This window comes from Arthrobacter sp. efr-133-R2A-120 (genome assembly GCF_030209835.1).
Classification (GTDB): domain Bacteria; phylum Actinomycetota; class Actinomycetes; order Actinomycetales; family Micrococcaceae; genus Arthrobacter.
In genome coordinates, this window is sequence record NZ_JARVRF010000011.1 from 118,406 (window position 1) to 132,648 (window position 14,243).

General features: G+C 62.4%; 16 protein-coding genes, 1 tRNA gene and 1 pseudogene. 5 read left to right on the plus strand and 13 right to left on the minus strand.

Annotation, left to right across the window (positions count from 1 at the left end):
• Positions 1-16: 16 nt before the first annotated feature.
• Positions 17-1,519 (plus strand): pyruvate kinase, encoded by a 1,503-nt coding sequence (pyk, locus tag QRN52_RS07310; RefSeq protein ID WP_284752073.1) that lies wholly within the window; start codon positions 17-19, stop codon positions 1,517-1,519.
• Between the two features lie 227 nt (positions 1,520-1,746).
• On the opposite strand, the gene QRN52_RS07315 is transcribed toward pyk, so the two are convergent.
• Positions 1,747-2,352, minus strand: coding sequence for an ANTAR domain-containing response regulator (locus QRN52_RS07315; protein WP_028266834.1), 606 nt, complete (start codon positions 2,350-2,352; stop codon positions 1,747-1,749).
• 195 nt (positions 2,353-2,547) lie between these two features.
• On the opposite strand from QRN52_RS07315, the gene QRN52_RS07320 reads away from it, so the two are divergent.
• A tRNA-Leu gene (locus QRN52_RS07320) sits at positions 2,548-2,629 on the plus strand.
• Positions 2,630-3,220: 591 nt separating this feature from the next.
• Positions 3,221-3,788: pseudogene (locus QRN52_RS07325) on the plus strand (FGGY-family carbohydrate kinase); the annotation flags it as partial.
• Between the two features lie 36 nt (positions 3,789-3,824).
• Here QRN52_RS07325 and QRN52_RS07330 read toward each other — a convergent pair.
• The 4 genes from QRN52_RS07330 to QRN52_RS07345 form a co-directional block, all read right to left on the minus strand.
• The gene (locus tag QRN52_RS07330; protein WP_350225132.1) at positions 3,825-4,055 is read right to left on the minus strand and encodes a GNAT family N-acetyltransferase; all 231 of its coding nucleotides are present in this window, start codon (positions 4,053-4,055) and stop codon (positions 3,825-3,827) included.
• Positions 4,056-4,079: 24 nt separating this feature from the next.
• On the minus strand, positions 4,080-4,928 hold the full coding sequence (catA, locus tag QRN52_RS07335) for a catechol 1,2-dioxygenase (RefSeq protein WP_284752074.1): 849 nt from the start codon (positions 4,926-4,928) through the stop codon (positions 4,080-4,082).
• A gap of 71 nt (positions 4,929-4,999) precedes the next feature.
• Positions 5,000-5,278, minus strand: coding sequence for a muconolactone Delta-isomerase (gene catC / locus QRN52_RS07340; protein WP_284752205.1), 279 nt, complete (start codon positions 5,276-5,278; stop codon positions 5,000-5,002).
• 46 nt (positions 5,279-5,324) lie between these two features.
• On the minus strand, positions 5,325-6,428 hold the full coding sequence (locus QRN52_RS07345; protein WP_284752206.1) for an enolase C-terminal domain-like protein: 1,104 nt from the start codon (positions 6,426-6,428) through the stop codon (positions 5,325-5,327).
• A 181-nt stretch (positions 6,429-6,609) separates the two neighbouring features.
• Between QRN52_RS07345 and QRN52_RS07350 the strand changes: the two genes are divergently transcribed.
• Complete coding sequence (locus tag QRN52_RS07350) at positions 6,610-6,879, plus strand: hypothetical protein (protein ID WP_284752075.1); 270 nt, start codon at positions 6,610-6,612, stop codon at positions 6,877-6,879.
• Positions 6,880-6,973: 94 nt separating this feature from the next.
• On the opposite strand, the gene QRN52_RS07355 is transcribed toward QRN52_RS07350, so the two are convergent.
• Together QRN52_RS07355 and hpaC are read right to left on the minus strand one after the other, a co-directional pair.
• Positions 6,974-8,254 (minus strand): amidase, encoded by a 1,281-nt coding sequence (locus tag QRN52_RS07355; RefSeq protein ID WP_284752076.1) that lies wholly within the window; start codon positions 8,252-8,254, stop codon positions 6,974-6,976.
• Entirely contained in the window at positions 8,251-8,766 is a 516-nt protein-coding gene (hpaC, locus tag QRN52_RS07360) for a 4-hydroxyphenylacetate 3-monooxygenase, reductase component (RefSeq protein ID WP_284752077.1), read from the minus strand. Before hpaC ends, QRN52_RS07355 begins: the two co-directional genes overlap by 4 nt.
• A gap of 235 nt (positions 8,767-9,001) precedes the next feature.
• On the opposite strand from hpaC, the gene QRN52_RS07365 reads away from it, so the two are divergent.
• Complete coding sequence (locus QRN52_RS07365) at positions 9,002-9,628, plus strand: response regulator transcription factor (protein ID WP_284752078.1); 627 nt, start codon at positions 9,002-9,004, stop codon at positions 9,626-9,628.
• A 99-nt stretch (positions 9,629-9,727) separates the two neighbouring features.
• Here the strand turns inward: QRN52_RS07365 and QRN52_RS07370 are convergent, their stop codons facing one another.
• The 6 genes from QRN52_RS07370 to QRN52_RS07395 are packed head-to-tail and all read right to left on the minus strand — an operon-like array spanning position 9,728 to position 14,223.
• Positions 9,728-10,687 (minus strand): PDR/VanB family oxidoreductase, encoded by a 960-nt coding sequence (locus QRN52_RS07370; protein WP_284752079.1) that lies wholly within the window; start codon positions 10,685-10,687, stop codon positions 9,728-9,730.
• 48 nt (positions 10,688-10,735) lie between these two features.
• The gene (locus QRN52_RS07375; protein WP_284752080.1) at positions 10,736-11,494 is read right to left on the minus strand and encodes an SDR family NAD(P)-dependent oxidoreductase; all 759 of its coding nucleotides are present in this window, start codon (positions 11,492-11,494) and stop codon (positions 10,736-10,738) included.
• Between the two features lie 7 nt (positions 11,495-11,501).
• Entirely contained in the window at positions 11,502-12,059 is a 558-nt protein-coding gene (locus QRN52_RS07380) for an aromatic-ring-hydroxylating dioxygenase subunit beta (protein ID WP_284752081.1), read from the minus strand.
• A complete protein-coding gene (locus QRN52_RS07385; protein WP_284752082.1) occupies positions 12,049-13,329 on the minus strand; it encodes an aromatic ring-hydroxylating oxygenase subunit alpha in 1,281 nt (426 codons plus the stop codon). The genes QRN52_RS07380 and QRN52_RS07385 overlap by 11 nt, the downstream gene beginning before the upstream one ends.
• A gap of 26 nt (positions 13,330-13,355) precedes the next feature.
• Positions 13,356-13,838 carry a nuclear transport factor 2 family protein gene (locus QRN52_RS07390; RefSeq protein WP_284752083.1) on the minus strand — a complete coding sequence of 161 codons (483 nt, stop codon included), beginning with the start codon at positions 13,836-13,838 and terminating at the stop codon, positions 13,356-13,358.
• A 4-nt stretch (positions 13,839-13,842) separates the two neighbouring features.
• A complete protein-coding gene (locus QRN52_RS07395; RefSeq protein ID WP_284752084.1) occupies positions 13,843-14,223 on the minus strand; it encodes a hypothetical protein in 381 nt (126 codons plus the stop codon).
• Positions 14,224-14,243 lie beyond the last annotated feature (20 nt).

The window sequence follows — 14,243 nt, forward strand, 5'->3', positions numbered from 1 at the left end:
CTACTAGGGTAGGTATATGAGACGCGCAAAAATCGTGGCAACGTTCGGACCGGCAATTTCCAGCTTTGACAACACCCTCGCGGTGCTGGAGGCCGGCGTCGACGTCGCCCGCATGAACATGAGCCACGGCGACTACTCAGTACACGACAACACGTACGAGAACGTCCGCAAGGCTTCCGCCCAGCTCCACAAGCCCGTTGCCATCATGGCCGACTTGCAGGGCCCGAAGATCCGCCTGGGTCGATTTGTCGACGGCCCCCACGAGCTCGCCGTCGGTGACACTTTCACCATCACCACCGAGGACGTCCCCGGTACCAAGGACATCTGCTCCACCACGCTCAAGAGCCTGACCGAAGACGTCAACGTCGGCGACGCACTGCTGATCGACGACGGCAAGGTTGCCTTGCGCGCCATCGAGGTTGACGACGTCAAGGTGGTCGCCACTGTGACCGTCGGTGGCTGGGTCTCCAACAACAAGGGCATCAACCTGCCCGGCGTCGCCGTCAACGTCCCCGCACTGAGCGAAAAGGACGAGGACGATCTCCGCTGGGCCATGAAGCGCGGTGTCGACATGGTCGCACTGTCCTTCGTCCGCGATGCCTCCGACATCAAGCGCGTGCACGAAATCATGGACGAAGAAGGCCGTCGCGTGCCGGTCATCGCCAAGATCGAGAAGCCGCAGGCAGTGGACCAGCTCCACGAAATCATCGACGCCTTCGACGCCATCATGGTTGCCCGTGGCGACCTCGGCGTGGAACTCCCGCTCGAGGAAGTGCCGATCGTCCAGAAGCGCGCCATCGAACTGGCACGCCGCTGGGCCAAGCCGGTCATCGTGGCCACCCAGGTTCTCGAATCGATGATCGACAACCCGCGCCCGACCCGCGCCGAGGCTTCGGACTGCGCGAACGCAGTGCTGGACGGCGCCGACGCAGTCATGCTCTCCGGCGAGACCAGCGTGGGCAAGTACCCGATCGAGACGGTCAAGACCATGGCCCGGATCATCGAGTCCACCGAAGAACACGGACTTGAGCGCGTTCCCCCGCTGGGTACCAAGCCCAAGACCCGCGGAGGCGCCATCACGCGTGCCGCCGTCGAAATCGCCGACCAGCTGGACGCAAAGTACATCTGTACGTTCACCCAGTCCGGTGACTCGGCCCGCCGACTGTCCCGCCTGCGTCCCGTCAAGCCGGTATTCGCCTTCACCCCCGTGGAGCACGTCTGGAACCAGCTGGCTCTGACCTGGGGCATCCAGCCCGTCCTGGTCCCCATGGTGGGCCACACCGATGCCATGACGGCCCAGGTGGACCGCAGCCTCCTCGAGATGAAGATCGTCGAGAACGGCGACCTCGTGGTCATCGCTGCCGGTTCCCCTCCCGGACAGGCTGGTTCCACGAACTCGCTCAAGGTGCACAGGGTAGGAGACCTCGCGGACACGTCCCGTGTGGAAGAAGCCGCAGCCCGCAAGGAAAAGCTGGGACCGTGGCCGGAAAAGAAGAAGAAGGCCAAGTCCAAGGCCTGATCTTTCCGCGCTGTTTAGGAGGCTCCGCCGTTTGGCGGGGCCTCCTTTGTCTTGTTTTGCGGCTGGGTGGTTTGCGGGGGCGAGCTGGTTCGGGCGGCGGGCCGCGGGCGCTGTCCCGGGGGCGAGTGGCGGTGTCGGGTTCTGGGGGCACGAAGGACGCCCAGGCGTGTCCGGAGACGACGAAAGGACGCCGCTTCCCGTGGGAGCGGCGCCCTTCGCGGGTAGTGCTAGTTGACCTGGTTGATGATGGTCTCGGCGACCTCGCGCATGCTGAGGCGACGGTCCATAGAGGTCTTCTGGATCCAGCGGAATGCTTCCGGCTCCGTGAGGCCCATCTTCGTGGTCAGGAGGCTCTTTGCCCGCTCCACAAGCTTCCGCGTGGCGAACTGCTCCTGGAGGTCGGACACCTCGTTCTCGAGGGCCTTGATCTCCTCGTGGCGGGACAGTGCGATCTCGATAGCCGGGATCAAGTCGGCTGGAGTGAAAGGCTTGACGACGTAGGCCATGGCCCCGGCGTCGCGGGCGCGCTCCACGAGTTCCTTCTGGCTGAATGCTGTCAGCAGGACAACGGGGGCGATCCTCGCCTTGACGATCTTCTCCGCGGCGGAGATGCCGTCCATGACCGGCATCTTGACGTCCATGAGGACCAGATCCGGCTTCAGTTCCTCGGCCAGCTGAACGGCCTTCTCACCGTTGTCGGCCTCACCGACAACGTCGTAGCCTTCGCCCTTCAAGATCTCGATGATGTCCAGGCGGATGAGGGTTTCATCTTCTGCGACAACTACTCGGCGTGCCGGCTGGGATGCGGGCTTGGACTCCGTCTGTTCTGACACGGGATCTCCTTCAAGACGTACGGCGGGTTCTCAACCATCTTAGTTGCACCCGGTCGCTGCGTATGATTTATTGCTCGGCCGCGCCGGTTCTGAAAATTAGCCTATCTGCATGTAGAGTAGTTTCGCGCACTGCAACAGGGAGCGTTGAGTACTGTGAAGAGCTCGACGTCGGTTAGTCTTGTTCCAGTGTTCCGCGCCCGAGTGGCGGAATTGGCAGACGCGCCGCACTCAAAATGCGGTATCGAAAGGTGTGTGGGTTCGAGTCCCACCTCGGGCACAGCATACCCCCTCGTCAGAGGGGGTTTTTGCTTTAACGTGTTGACAAGGCTTGCGGTGGCGTCCCTCTGACGCTAAGTCCGCGGACTTTGGCCTGGCCGCCGCGGGGGCCTATTCAGGTGTGTGGGTGGCGGGTTCAGGGGGGCCTGGCTGGTGGGCCTCCCGCCTGCTATGGGTGGGGTTATGCGGTTCCTCGCTCCGGTTCTGTCGGGTTGGTCGTGGATGGCCAACACCAGTTCACGGGGATGGGGTGCAGGTACGACATGATGAAACCGATTTTGTTGGGGAACGGTTCTCGGAAGGTTGCTCGTGGCCATCCGGGGAACTGTGTGGGTGAGTTGGTCCTGTCAAAGCGAGTGTGGACACTGTCAACACTTATGTCTGCTTTATCGACGCGGCGATGAGCGTAGGCCATCCTCTCGGCACTTTGAATACTGGTGGGTATGGTTCGCTCAGGTCCCTCAGAGGTATCGCCATCTCGGGATTGCCCCGTGTAACACTCAGGTCATCGGCTTCGGCTCGCTGCGCGCGATCGTGACGGCCGGTTCATCATCAACCGAAGAGGCACTCGGCGAGGTGAGGTCCTCCGTGACTCGTCTGCACACTCAACGCCTCACGAGTGCTGTTCGCGACGGCCGCGCTCCTGTCCGTCACCCTGTCCGAGCTGACAGAGCTTGCGCTCTCCGCCCCCGCCGGGGCCGGAGGCCTGACATTGGTGCCGTACTTCGAGGGCGAGCGGACCCCCAATTTGCCGGAGGCAACCGGTTCCCTTCACGGCCTGAGGCTCCAAAACTACAACCGAGCCAACATCGCGCGCGCCGCAGTCGAAGGAATCGTGTGCTCACTAGCGGACGGTCTGAGCGCGTTGGCCTCCCGGTGTGTCGCAGCCCGGCGAATCATTCTTGTCGGCGGAGCTGCACGCTCCGCTGCAGTCCAACTAGCGGCCGCCGGGATCTTGGGCTACCAGTAGAGGTCCCGCCACCAGGGGAGTACGTTGCCGACGGCGCGGCGCGCCAGGCGGGCGGGGTCATCCTTGGCCGTCTTTCCGAATGGCAAAAACCGCCACAAACACTGTCAACGGAGCGCCAACCCCTGAGATCCTCGAACGCTATCGGACCGTGAGCACCCTCGGCCACAGTTCCAAGCCGTTGAGCCGGTAGCAGTTCACGAATGTGCTGAGTCATTAGATGGGTCGATCAGACACGGCCCAGGTAGCTGCAAGATAAAGCGTCATTGATGTGGTGCTTAAAGACTCGGGTGTCTTGGGTACCGCGGGCTCGCCTGCCGTGCAGTCCGACTTCGTCGCGTGCCATTTCGACGACCCTCTGGACTGCGGCGGACGCCAGCCCGCGGCCTGCAAAATCGCTGTCCACCCAGTAGCCCAGCAGGCCGCAAAGGCCTGCAGCTCGGATCAAGCCGAGCTGCACGCCTCCATCGGGTACTGACAGTGCCTATACCGCCGAAGCGAGAACGAAGTCGTAGCTGACCTCGCGGCCCGTGCCGTCCGCCTTGTCCTTCGGCTCGAGGACGAGCTCGGGTTTAACGGCCGAGGCTATGTCGTCCGAGAGGTGCTTGTCAGCTGTGAAGTACAGCTGCGTCGTGATGAGCTGGTACCCGGGCGCGCTGACTTTGAGGTGGAGGTGCGCCGGACGCCAGGCATGCCAACCGGCGGAGGCGATGAGCTGCCCGCAGGCGCCGTCTGTGGGGATCTGGTAGGGCGCGGGCTGCACGGTGTTGATTTGGTAGAGGCCTTCGGAGTCGGCAATGACTATGCCGCGAAGGTTCCATTCGGGAACGTCGGGGGCGAATTGCGAGTAGAAACCGAGGTCGTCCGCGTGCCAGATTTCCACGCTGGCGCCCACCAGGGGTTGACCGTCGACGCCCGTGACTCGGCCTTGGAACAGCAGCGGCCTGCCGGGTTCGTCGTCGCGCATTGGCAGCGTTGCCGGGGTCTCGAGAACGGGTGACCCCGGAACGTAATAGGGCCCCTCGATGGTTCCCTTGCTGCCTTCCCTATCCGCGTTTGCTACTTCCTCGACTGCGTGTTCAATCCAGACGTCCAGGAATAGCGGCCATTCGCCGTCTTCGCCCACTTTGATGAGCCAGGATTTCAGCGCGTTGTATTCGTCGTAGGAGACCTTTTCTTCCATCACTGTGTCCACAAGCGCCTTGATGACGCGGGAGGCAAGCGCGTTGACTCGTTCAGTACTGACTTCCGCGGCCACGGTCTTGTCCGAGCGGAAGCGTTCGGTTGCGTTGGCGCCGGATGCGGCAGCGGTTGCGGTGGTTTCGACAGACATAGTTTGTCCTTTCGTTGTCATTCCGACTCAGCGGCGAGGCGGTAATAGCAGGGGTGGGTTAATTGACGCCGTCAGGAGATCGACGACGGGTGTTTGGCGAGGGCGGTGACCTCAATGTCCATATAGGGGAACAGCGGAAGGCTCTGTAGAAGCTCGTGCAGTTCGTCGTTGCTTTCGACATCGAAGACCGAGTAATTGGCGTATTGCCCCACCACCCGCCATAGGTGCGGCCAACGGCCGTCGCGCTGGACGCCCTGGGAGTAGGCTCTTTCTTTCTCCTTGATTGCGGTGGCCTGATCTTCGGGCAGATTGGCGGGGAGGTTCACGTCCATGCGGACCAGGTACAGCACAATGCTCCTTTGCATTCGAGAGGGATGGGTGGTTTGCTCCGGCCGGCTATTTGTCCTGCCGGTAGCGCGCGAGCTTGTCCTCGTCGATATCCGCTCCGACGCCGGGGACATCCCGGACGCCGATCCGGCCGTCCTGAATGGCTATCGGCTCGGCCAAGAGGTCATCAGACATGTCAAGGAAATTGGACAGCTCACCGGCACGCCGCGACGTGGCCTCGTGCGCGGCGCCGAACGTGACGGTGGCGATCGTGCCAAGCTGGGTGTCGATCTGGTTTCCCATCACGACGTCGACGCCCAGTCCGGTGCAAAGGCCAAGGATCTGCTGCGCCTCGGTGAATCCGCTGCGCGCGGTCTTGATGCTGATGGCGTTGCATCCGCCGGAGAGCAGCTCCCGGGATGCGTCGCCGGCCGTGGGGACGCTTTCATCACCGACCACGGGAATGGGGGATTTCTCCACCAGGCGTCGGCGACTCATGGCCTCGTTGGCGTCGCATGGTTCCTCCAGGAGGGAAAGTCCCAGGCCGTCCGTGCGGCGCAGCACCTCGAGCGCTTCGTTGGCGGTCCAGCCTCGATTGGCATCGAGGTACAACTCGGTGCCCGGGCCCAGCCCCGCACGCAGTACGCGGCAGGCCTCGATGTCCAATGACAGCGGGCGGCGCCCGACTTTGAGCTTGAAGGTGTTGATGCCGTATTCGTCCTGGAACCGCAGGGCCTCGTCCAGTAGTCGCTGCGCCGGTTGGAAGCCGAGCATATGGCTGACTTCCATGGAGTCGGTGAAGCCTCCCAGCAGCCTGCTGACCGGAGTTCCAGTGGCTTTGCCGATGATGTCCCAGAGGGCGATGTCCAGACTGCCTTTGGCCACCTGGTTATTGATTGTCCTGGCCAGAACCTGGTGGATCTTCCCGCGGTGCATGGGGTCGAGTCCAATCACGGCCGGAGAGAAGATTTTGGTGACCACCGAGATGATGGAATCCTGCGTCTCGCCATAGGTGAACGCGCGTGGTGGAGCATCCGCCGTGCCCACCACGCCGTCGTCTGTGTGGATCCGGATGAGGACGTGCTCGGCGTCGGACACCCGCCCGCTGGCGAACTCCAAGGGCTTGGAGTAGGGGATCGAGTAGGGGATCGCTTCAATGCGCTCAATCTTCACGGGTGCCTTCAGGGATTTGGAATGGTTGGTCACAAGGGTGATGCTTTCCCTCAATATCCTTGCGTTGAATTCCGTGGGCGAAAATGCGAAAAATCACTGCCGGGCGTAAAGCTTTATACCCTTCCGAGGTAAGGAAATCCCCAATACCCTGCTGATAAACAACGTGAAAGGAGAACACCCGATGGCCCATCCCAAGAAGCACGACCGGATGTTCCTGACTTGCTATGCGGACACCTTCGGCTACGGCTGGCACCATGTGGACCTGTTCGTCCACGACGAGAACGACCTGGAGGTGAACTGGGTGCACTGGCAGGCGGACCATGACGGACCGGAGGCCGCCGACGCCATTACAGCCCGGATTGAACCCAAGCTGAAGCGGATGACTGAATGGAAGCATGGAATCAGTGCCAACGGTTCCGAGTACTGGACTGCCGACGCGGCCTGGGCATGATCCCGAGAGGCGCAGCGTAGTTTTGACGCAGGTAAGGGAAGGTCCCGTTTGGAAATCCAAACGGGACCTTCCCTCGTGCATCGGACCTGCTTGGCTACACGTGAGCCAGGGAAGCTTCAAGCCGCTCCGCGATGGAGAAGAGGCGGTGTTCGCGGCCGGGGGCTCCGATGAGCTGAATGCCGAGGGGCATTCCGCCGGAGTCGCGGAGGCCGGGGATGGTGATGACCGGTAGGCCCAATGCCTGCCAGGGGCGGCTGAGCACTGGAGTGCCGGTGGCTTCGATGCCGGCAGGAGCGGCGCCGAGGGCAGCCGGGCCAAGGATCGCATCGAACTGATCAAGGGCAGCCTCCACGGACGTTCGGGCGTCCGCGACGCGGTAGAGGGCTGCGACATAGTCCGCCTCGGGTGTAGTGGCGCCGGTTGTCAGTAATTCGGCCAGCGGGACGCTCAGCCGGTCTAGCTGTTGCAGCTCCCAGGAGCGCTCGCGAGCTGCTTCGAAGGCCATGATTGTGGCGTGGTCATCGGCGAGCCGGCGGACGACATCGTGGTCGGTCCAGTCTTCGCAGTGGAAACCTTCATGACTGATCGCCGCGACAGCCTGTTCGACGGCGGCGGCCATGTCCGCCGAGACCTCGCCGAGGCCACTGCTGTTCCATAGCAGGAGGCGCACGGAATTGCCGTCAGCTTTGTCCTTCGAAGCCAGCTCATCCCCGATCAGGGCGCACCACGCGAGATGGAGATCCGTCACTGTCCGTGCTACGAATCCGAGAGAGTCCAATGAAGGGCTGAGCCCGGTGACACCGCTCATGGAGAACTGTCCCTTGGCTGCGACAAACCCTGCGACCCCGCAGAACGACGCCGGGCGGGTAAGCGATCCTGCCGTCTGAGTTCCAATGGCCAATGGGACCATTCCTGCGGCGACGGCGGCCGCCGAACCGCTGGACGAGCCGCCTGGTGTGTGGGCGGGATTCGTGGGATTCCGTGTAGGCCCGGGGGCGAAGTAGCCGAACTCGGTGGTGACCGTCTTGCCCATGACCACGGCGCCTGCCCGCCGGAGAAGCTTCACGCAATCGGCATCTGAGCCGGCTGGTTCGCCGCCGCGCAACACGCTGCCGCAGCGGGTGGGAAGCCCCTGGACGTTGATCAGGTCCTTGACACCCACGGGCACTCCCCAAAGTGGCCCGCGGGGATTTGCCGAGCGCTCCAGTTCCCGCGCAACGGAGCGGGCGCCGGCCGCATCGATCTCGACCCAGGCCCGGATCTCGGGTTCCGTAGCCTGCATGCGCTGCCAGGCCTGTTCGACGGCTGAGCCCGGCGTCACGGCGCCGGACGCCAGGGCCGTGGAGAGCTCGCGGAGCGAACCGTCGGAGCTCAAGCGACGAGCTCCGGAGTCACGGAAAGGCGATGAAACTGCCTCTTGAAATAAATGAGGCTGTCACGCCCCTCCTGGACCTCGACACGTTCTACCTGGACGAAAATTACCGAGTGCGATCCCTGGACGCTGCGCCCGCTGATGCGACCCACGATCTTGACAAGGGCGTCACGCAGCACGGGCACGGCGTCAGTGCCCTTCTCCCAGATGTCCCAGCCAAAGCGCTCCTCCATGGGAACGCGCGTCGCTCCGGAGAAATGCCGGGCGAGTTCCTCGTGTTCGCCGCTGAGGACGTTGATGCACACTTGGCCATTGCTGTTGAAGATATCGTGTGTGGCGCTGTTCTGGTTGACGCAAACCAACACAGTGGGTGGGGAGTCGGTAACCGAGCAGACGGCGCTAACGGTGATTCCCACGCGCCCGTGCGGACCGGCTGTGGTCACCACGTTCACAGCCGCAGGCAGGTGCGCCATGGCAGACCGGAAATCTTTCTGGATTTGCGTGAGTTCAGGCATTTCTCTTCTCCAACTGTCGTGAACATTAATTCTGATCAGTCCATTAATCCTTGTGATAAGAATCTATGGCGGACTGGACTTAATGGGTATTGCGATTTGTTCCACCCATTTTCAGAACTCGCTTCAGCGTTGTAGGTAGTTTCCTTAGCATGTTATTGATTGACGGCCATGCCGTGGGCTCGATACCGTCGAGTTTCCCCCTACTACACCCCCAGGCAGTGCAAGGTCCTCACACATGGATTCACCAGAAGCCCTCGTTTACATCGTCGACGACGACCAGGAGCTGTGTGCCTCTTTGGCCTGGCTGCTTGAATCCGTCAGCATCCAGTCCCGCAGCTTCTTTGACGTCGCGTCGTTCCTGGCTCAGTATGACCCCGATATCCCGTCGTGCCTGGTCCTGGATGTCCGGATGCCGAGGACCGGCGGGTTTCAATTGCAAGAGACCTTGAACCAGATCGCTTCGCCTATCCCCATCATTTTTGTGTCCGCTCACGGCGACATCCGCATGTCAGTGAAAGCGCTGCGCCAAGGGGCTGTCAATTTCCTGGAGAAGCCGTACGACCCACAGCACATGTTGGATGTGGTGCAGGAAACGCTCGAACTCGCACGCGCGCGCTTTGAATCCAACCGCGGGCGGCGGGAAGTCGAGCAACGGATCGCAGGGCTGACGCCCCGTGAACGGGAGATTCTAGCCCTCGTTATCGACGGTCTGCCGAGCCAGAACATCGCGAGGAAGTTGGGGACCAGCGTGAAGACCATTGACGTCCACCGCACGAGGATCAAGGCGAAGACCGGAGCAGACAGCATCGCCACACTGGTCCGGGACATTCTTCAAAACAACGTCACGGTCGCCCCAGGCTGAAGCCGGACCGCAGGTGCTCTGCACGAACAAAGGAGCCCCGTGGTCGATTCGCATGGATCGACCACCGGGCTCCTTTGCGAGAGCCGGGAACTCTTGCTTTCAGAGGAGCTCCAGGACCAGCCTGGGGGACTTTGACCGGGAAACGCAGGCCGCGATCTGGTCGTTGGCGTTCTTTTCGCTGCTGGACATGCACTGGTCCCGGTGGTCCGGTTCGCCTTTCAGGACGCCCATGATGCATGTGCCGCAGATCCCTTCCTGGCACGATGTGTCCACTTCGACCCCGTTATCCGCGAGGACCTGCACGATGGACTGACCAACGGGCACCTCATAGACCTCGTCGTCGAGTTCCACCTCAAAAGGTGTATCGCCGGCTGTGTCCACGGGCTCGGCGGCCTGGAAGTGCTCGATATGGACGTTGTCCTCAGGAATCACGGAAGCCGCGCTTTCCCGGACGCGCTCCATGAACCCCTGAGGTCCGCAGGTATAGACGTGCGAGGCAGCGCTGAGGCCCGCGAACGCGCCGTCCAGAACGGCCGGCTGCTGCTCACGCTGCAGTCCGAAATGGAAGTGGACACGTTCGCCGAAACCGCTGCGCTTCTCAAGGAGTTCGCAGAAGGCGGCATCCTCACGGGAACGGGCAAAATAGTGCAACTCGAACTCTTCGCCCTCCTTATGCAGGTGGTAGGCGATGCTGATCATCGGGGTGACGCCAATGCCCGCCGCCACCAGGATGTGCCGGTCGGCACCTTCGGCGACAGACAAGAGATTGCGCGGTGCGCTGATCTCCAGCTCGTGACCGACCTCGACGTGATCGTGGAGGGCCTGGGAACCACCGCGCGACTCCGGCTCAAGCTTGACTGCAACCACGTAGTCGTCAAGATCGTCAGGTGGACTGCACAGCGAGTACTGCCTGACAACGGCGGTCGGGCCGAGGACGTCGATATGCGCGCCCGCCGGATAGGGATCGAACGGCGCCCCGTCCGCACGTTGCAGGCGGAAGGACTTGATGTTGCTTGTCTCCTCCAGTACTTCAGCTACGCGTACCTTGAACATACCCATGGGGCAACGCTCCTTTCTTCTGTCAGCTTGTAAATGGGCCGGCCGGACCTAACGCATGTAAAGGCCGCCGTTGATGTCCCAGCAGGCTCCGGTGACCGAAGCGGCCCCGGGGGAGGCGAGGAGGGCCACGGTGTCGGCGATGAATTCCGCGTCGCCGAATCGGCCCACTGGAATGTTCGCCTTGATGGTGTCCAGCTTGTCCGGGTCCACGGTTTCGTAGACCACGGGCAGGTCCAGTGGACCCGGGGAAACGGCATTGACGGTAACGCCGGAGGAGGCAAACTCGCGGGCAAACACCTTGGTGAGCGTGGACACCCCGCCCTTAGATGCAGCGTAGTGGGCTCCGGTGGCCGTGCCTCCGTTGTGGCCTGCCAGAGAGTGGATGTTGATGATCCGGCCGTAGCCACGGTCCCGGAAATGCGGACCGAACACCTGGCAGCCTAGGAAAGTGCCGTTGAGGTTGATCTCAACATTCGCGGAGAACTCCTCCGGAGTGATCTCCAGCAAAGGCGCGACTTGGGAACGTCCGGCATTGTTCACCAGGACGTCCGTGCCGCCCCACTTTTCAGCCAGGACGTCCCGAACAGCCTCGAAGTCGGCCTTTTTCCGGACATCCAGGGCGCCGGCCCAAGCGGTTTCCCCGGAGGGGTCCAGGCTGTCCGCGATGGGCTGTAGGGAGGCAGGGTTGGTGTCGGTTATGGCTACTCTGAAGCCTTCCTTGTGCAGCTTGCGGGCGATGGATTCGCCGAGGCCGCGGCCGGCGCCGGTGACCAGTGCGACATGGTTCACTGTGGATCCTGCGTTCATGATGGTCCTAAAGGAGGAAGCCAGAGGCGTTGACGGCGGAATCGGAGTTGACCAGTCGGATGAGTTTGAGCTCAATCCGGGCATCGTCGCCGTTGAAGCGGATGCGGTGCGTCAGGTCGGCCCCCAGCATCTGGAACTTGTCGCGCTTGAAGCCCACCAGCACTTGCGCGGAGCGCAGGGTGACGGTGTCCGCGGTGATCTCTTCCACGGTGAAGCGGGAAATGGTGCGTGAGGTGCGGGCGGCAGCGACGGCGGACATCGAGTAGCCCTGCACAAGGCGCGTGACTCGCATGTGGCGCATCCGCGCGTCGTCGTACACCATGTTCAGTGACGATTCGAAGTCCTCGGTGTCCGGGTCGACAGGGATGACGTACTTGGCGTCCTCCGTGTACAGCGTCTGCCAGAATTCGTAGTCCTTGTCGTCCAGCAGCTGGGCCTCGCGCCAGATCAGCTCGATGGCACGGCCCACGAGGGGATCGGCGAGTTGACCGAGTCCCACCTCGTAGCGCTGGGGCGCTGGGCGGTTGTCGATCGCTACAACTTCTTCGGCGGTGTCAGTTTTCATCGCTCATCATCCTTTTCCACATTGCGTACGATTCGCGCATGCCGGTTTCGTCGGTCACGTGCGAGGTCTTCCAGCCTTCGTCCACGGTCACCTCACGTCCCAGGCCACGGTTGACCAGGATCGGCATGTCCGGGTTTGCGACGGCGCCGCGCTGCACCCGGTCCCAGGCCTCGGAGTCATCGGACGTGCCGAAGCCGAACGGCCCCTGGAAGTGCTCGTGGATGCGCAGGCGCTCGCGGTTCACGCTCTCCGGGCCGCCCTCGAGACCGAGCGCCATGTGCTGGATTTCCGTTTCGTTCACGGAGATGGGGCGCAGGACCCGGAAGAAGGACATGGACAGGGAAAGGTTCGGGAACAGGTTCAGGTTGTAGCCGGCGCCGTGCATTGAGCGGACTATCCGCCGGACCTGCTGTTGGGGCATGATCTCAGAGAGTTCGTCGATGATGTGGCGGAAGCGCTCCTGCAGTTCCTCCATGCCGTCGTCCTCTTCCAAGTCCACGTGTTCGGGGACCATGATCGCCACGCTGTGCCCGTTGCCGAGGGCGTGGGTCACTGCCTTCTCGTCGGTCATGAAGGACAACATGTCCGCGGTTTCGGCGTCCACGGAGGCCATCCAGGAGCGGTGGACGATGGGGAAGTGGTAGCCGTCGGTGGTGTTTTCCAGCTGGATCTTCCAGTTGCCCTCGAAGCGGAACTTGTGCTCTCCCTGGACTTTGACGGGGAAGCCTGCGCCCTGCTTCATGAAGCGGTCGATCCAGATTTTCGCATCGCCGAGGAATTCCTCGAGCGGCTCGATGTCCGGTTTGAAACTGGCGAAAATGAGGCCGTTGTAGCTCTCCACGCGCAGGCGCTGCAGGGGCAGGTCGCGCTTTTCAGTCACTCCCTCGTAGCCGTCCGGGTAGGGGATGCCGCGGAGGTTTCCTTCGAGGGAGTAGGACCACGAGTGATAGGGGCAGGTGAAACCGTTAGCTTTACCCTTGGGGACCTCGCAGACGCTCGCCCCGCGGTGGCGGCAGCGGTTAAGCAGGACGTTGAAGTTGCCCTTGCGGTCCCGGTTCACGATGACCGGCTGAAGCCCGATGTGCGACATCTTGAAGCTTCCTGCCTCCGGGATCTCACTTTCATGCGCCACCCAGACCCACGTACTGTAGAAGATCCTTTCCATCTCCCAATCGAAGATCTCCGGGTCGGTGTAGAGCTGGGCGGCGACGCGGTCGCCTTGGGCAAGGGCGGCGAAGCCGCCGGTCCCTTCTGACGTTGGTGAAGTCACTGAATGCTCCTTGATTTTGCTTGGTGCTAGGCGTGGATTGGTGCGGCGAATAGCTTTTCGGTGCGGAAGTGGGAGATTCGGGCGGCGCCGTCGGCGTACTGAAAATCCACCGTGAGGCGCGCCGAGAGCAGTTCCGTGCCGCCGCCGTCGTACTCCGAAAGCTGTTGCATGATCCAGGTCCCGCTGGCGGCACTCGTCGCCGCCACAACGCTGCCGCCGCTTAGCAAGTGGATGTTCCGTTTGAAGTGCGACGACGGCGGGAGGAAGTCCGCGAGCATCGAAAGGATCGCTGGGCGGCCTTCCAAGCGGCCGAATTTCCCGGTGTATTCGGGGCCGATGCCTTCCCAGACCGCGTCCTCGGCGAACAGGGAGGACATGTCCTCCCAAGAGAAGACCGGTTGCGGGACGTCGCAGAGTTCCATGTAGCGCGACAACGTGGAGCGCGCCGCCTCGCGGATTTCGAGGGTGGCGAGGCGTTCTTCCAAACTGCCCGCAGTGTCGCTTCTCATCCTGCTAACCGGCCGTTTCGACGTCGTCTCGGATGGTGAGTGCCCGGCCGATCCGTGCCTCGATCTTGGCGTAGCGCCACAGCGCGTATTCGCCCACCATCGTGGTCCTGAACAGGTTGCAGGCGGCCTTCACGGTTTCTTGGGTATCGACATCGGCCAGGATGTAGCACGTCCAGGGCCACCCCTCGGACGGGCCTACCATGTGCGAATCGTCGTCCATGTCGCCGATGACGTCGACGCCGGGCAGCCGCGCCATCTCCGCCATCATTCCGGAGAACGCGGTCCAAACCTCGCCGATCCCGCTCTTGGGGAGGTCGAAGAAATTCTGGTTGATACCGATGCAAAACAGTACGCGCAAAGGTTGCGCGGCGGGGTTCTCGCTCAAGTCAGCTCCTAGGGGCCAGT

Excerpts from the sequence above, each read along its gene's own strand:
- pyk (WP_284752073.1), top strand. The coding sequence starts at position 17 with ATGAGACGCGCAAAAATCGTGGCAACGTTCGGACCGGCAATTTCCAGC.
- catA (WP_284752074.1), bottom strand. The coding sequence starts at position 4,928 with ATGTCTGTCGAAACCACCGCAACCGCTGCCGCATCCGGCGCCAACGCA.
- QRN52_RS07350 (WP_284752075.1), top strand. The coding sequence starts at position 6,610 with ATGGCCCATCCCAAGAAGCACGACCGGATGTTCCTGACTTGCTATGCG.
- hpaC (WP_284752077.1), bottom strand. The coding sequence starts at position 8,766 with ATGCCTGAACTCACGCAAATCCAGAAAGATTTCCGGTCTGCCATGGCG.
- QRN52_RS07365 (WP_284752078.1), top strand. The coding sequence starts at position 9,002 with ATGGATTCACCAGAAGCCCTCGTTTACATCGTCGACGACGACCAGGAG.
- QRN52_RS07370 (WP_284752079.1), bottom strand. The coding sequence starts at position 10,687 with ATGGGTATGTTCAAGGTACGCGTAGCTGAAGTACTGGAGGAGACAAGC.
- QRN52_RS07375 (WP_284752080.1), bottom strand. The coding sequence starts at position 11,494 with ATGAACGCAGGATCCACAGTGAACCATGTCGCACTGGTCACCGGCGCC.
- QRN52_RS07380 (WP_284752081.1), bottom strand. The coding sequence starts at position 12,059 with ATGAAAACTGACACCGCCGAAGAAGTTGTAGCGATCGACAACCGCCCA.
- QRN52_RS07390 (WP_284752083.1), bottom strand. The coding sequence starts at position 13,838 with ATGAGAAGCGACACTGCGGGCAGTTTGGAAGAACGCCTCGCCACCCTC.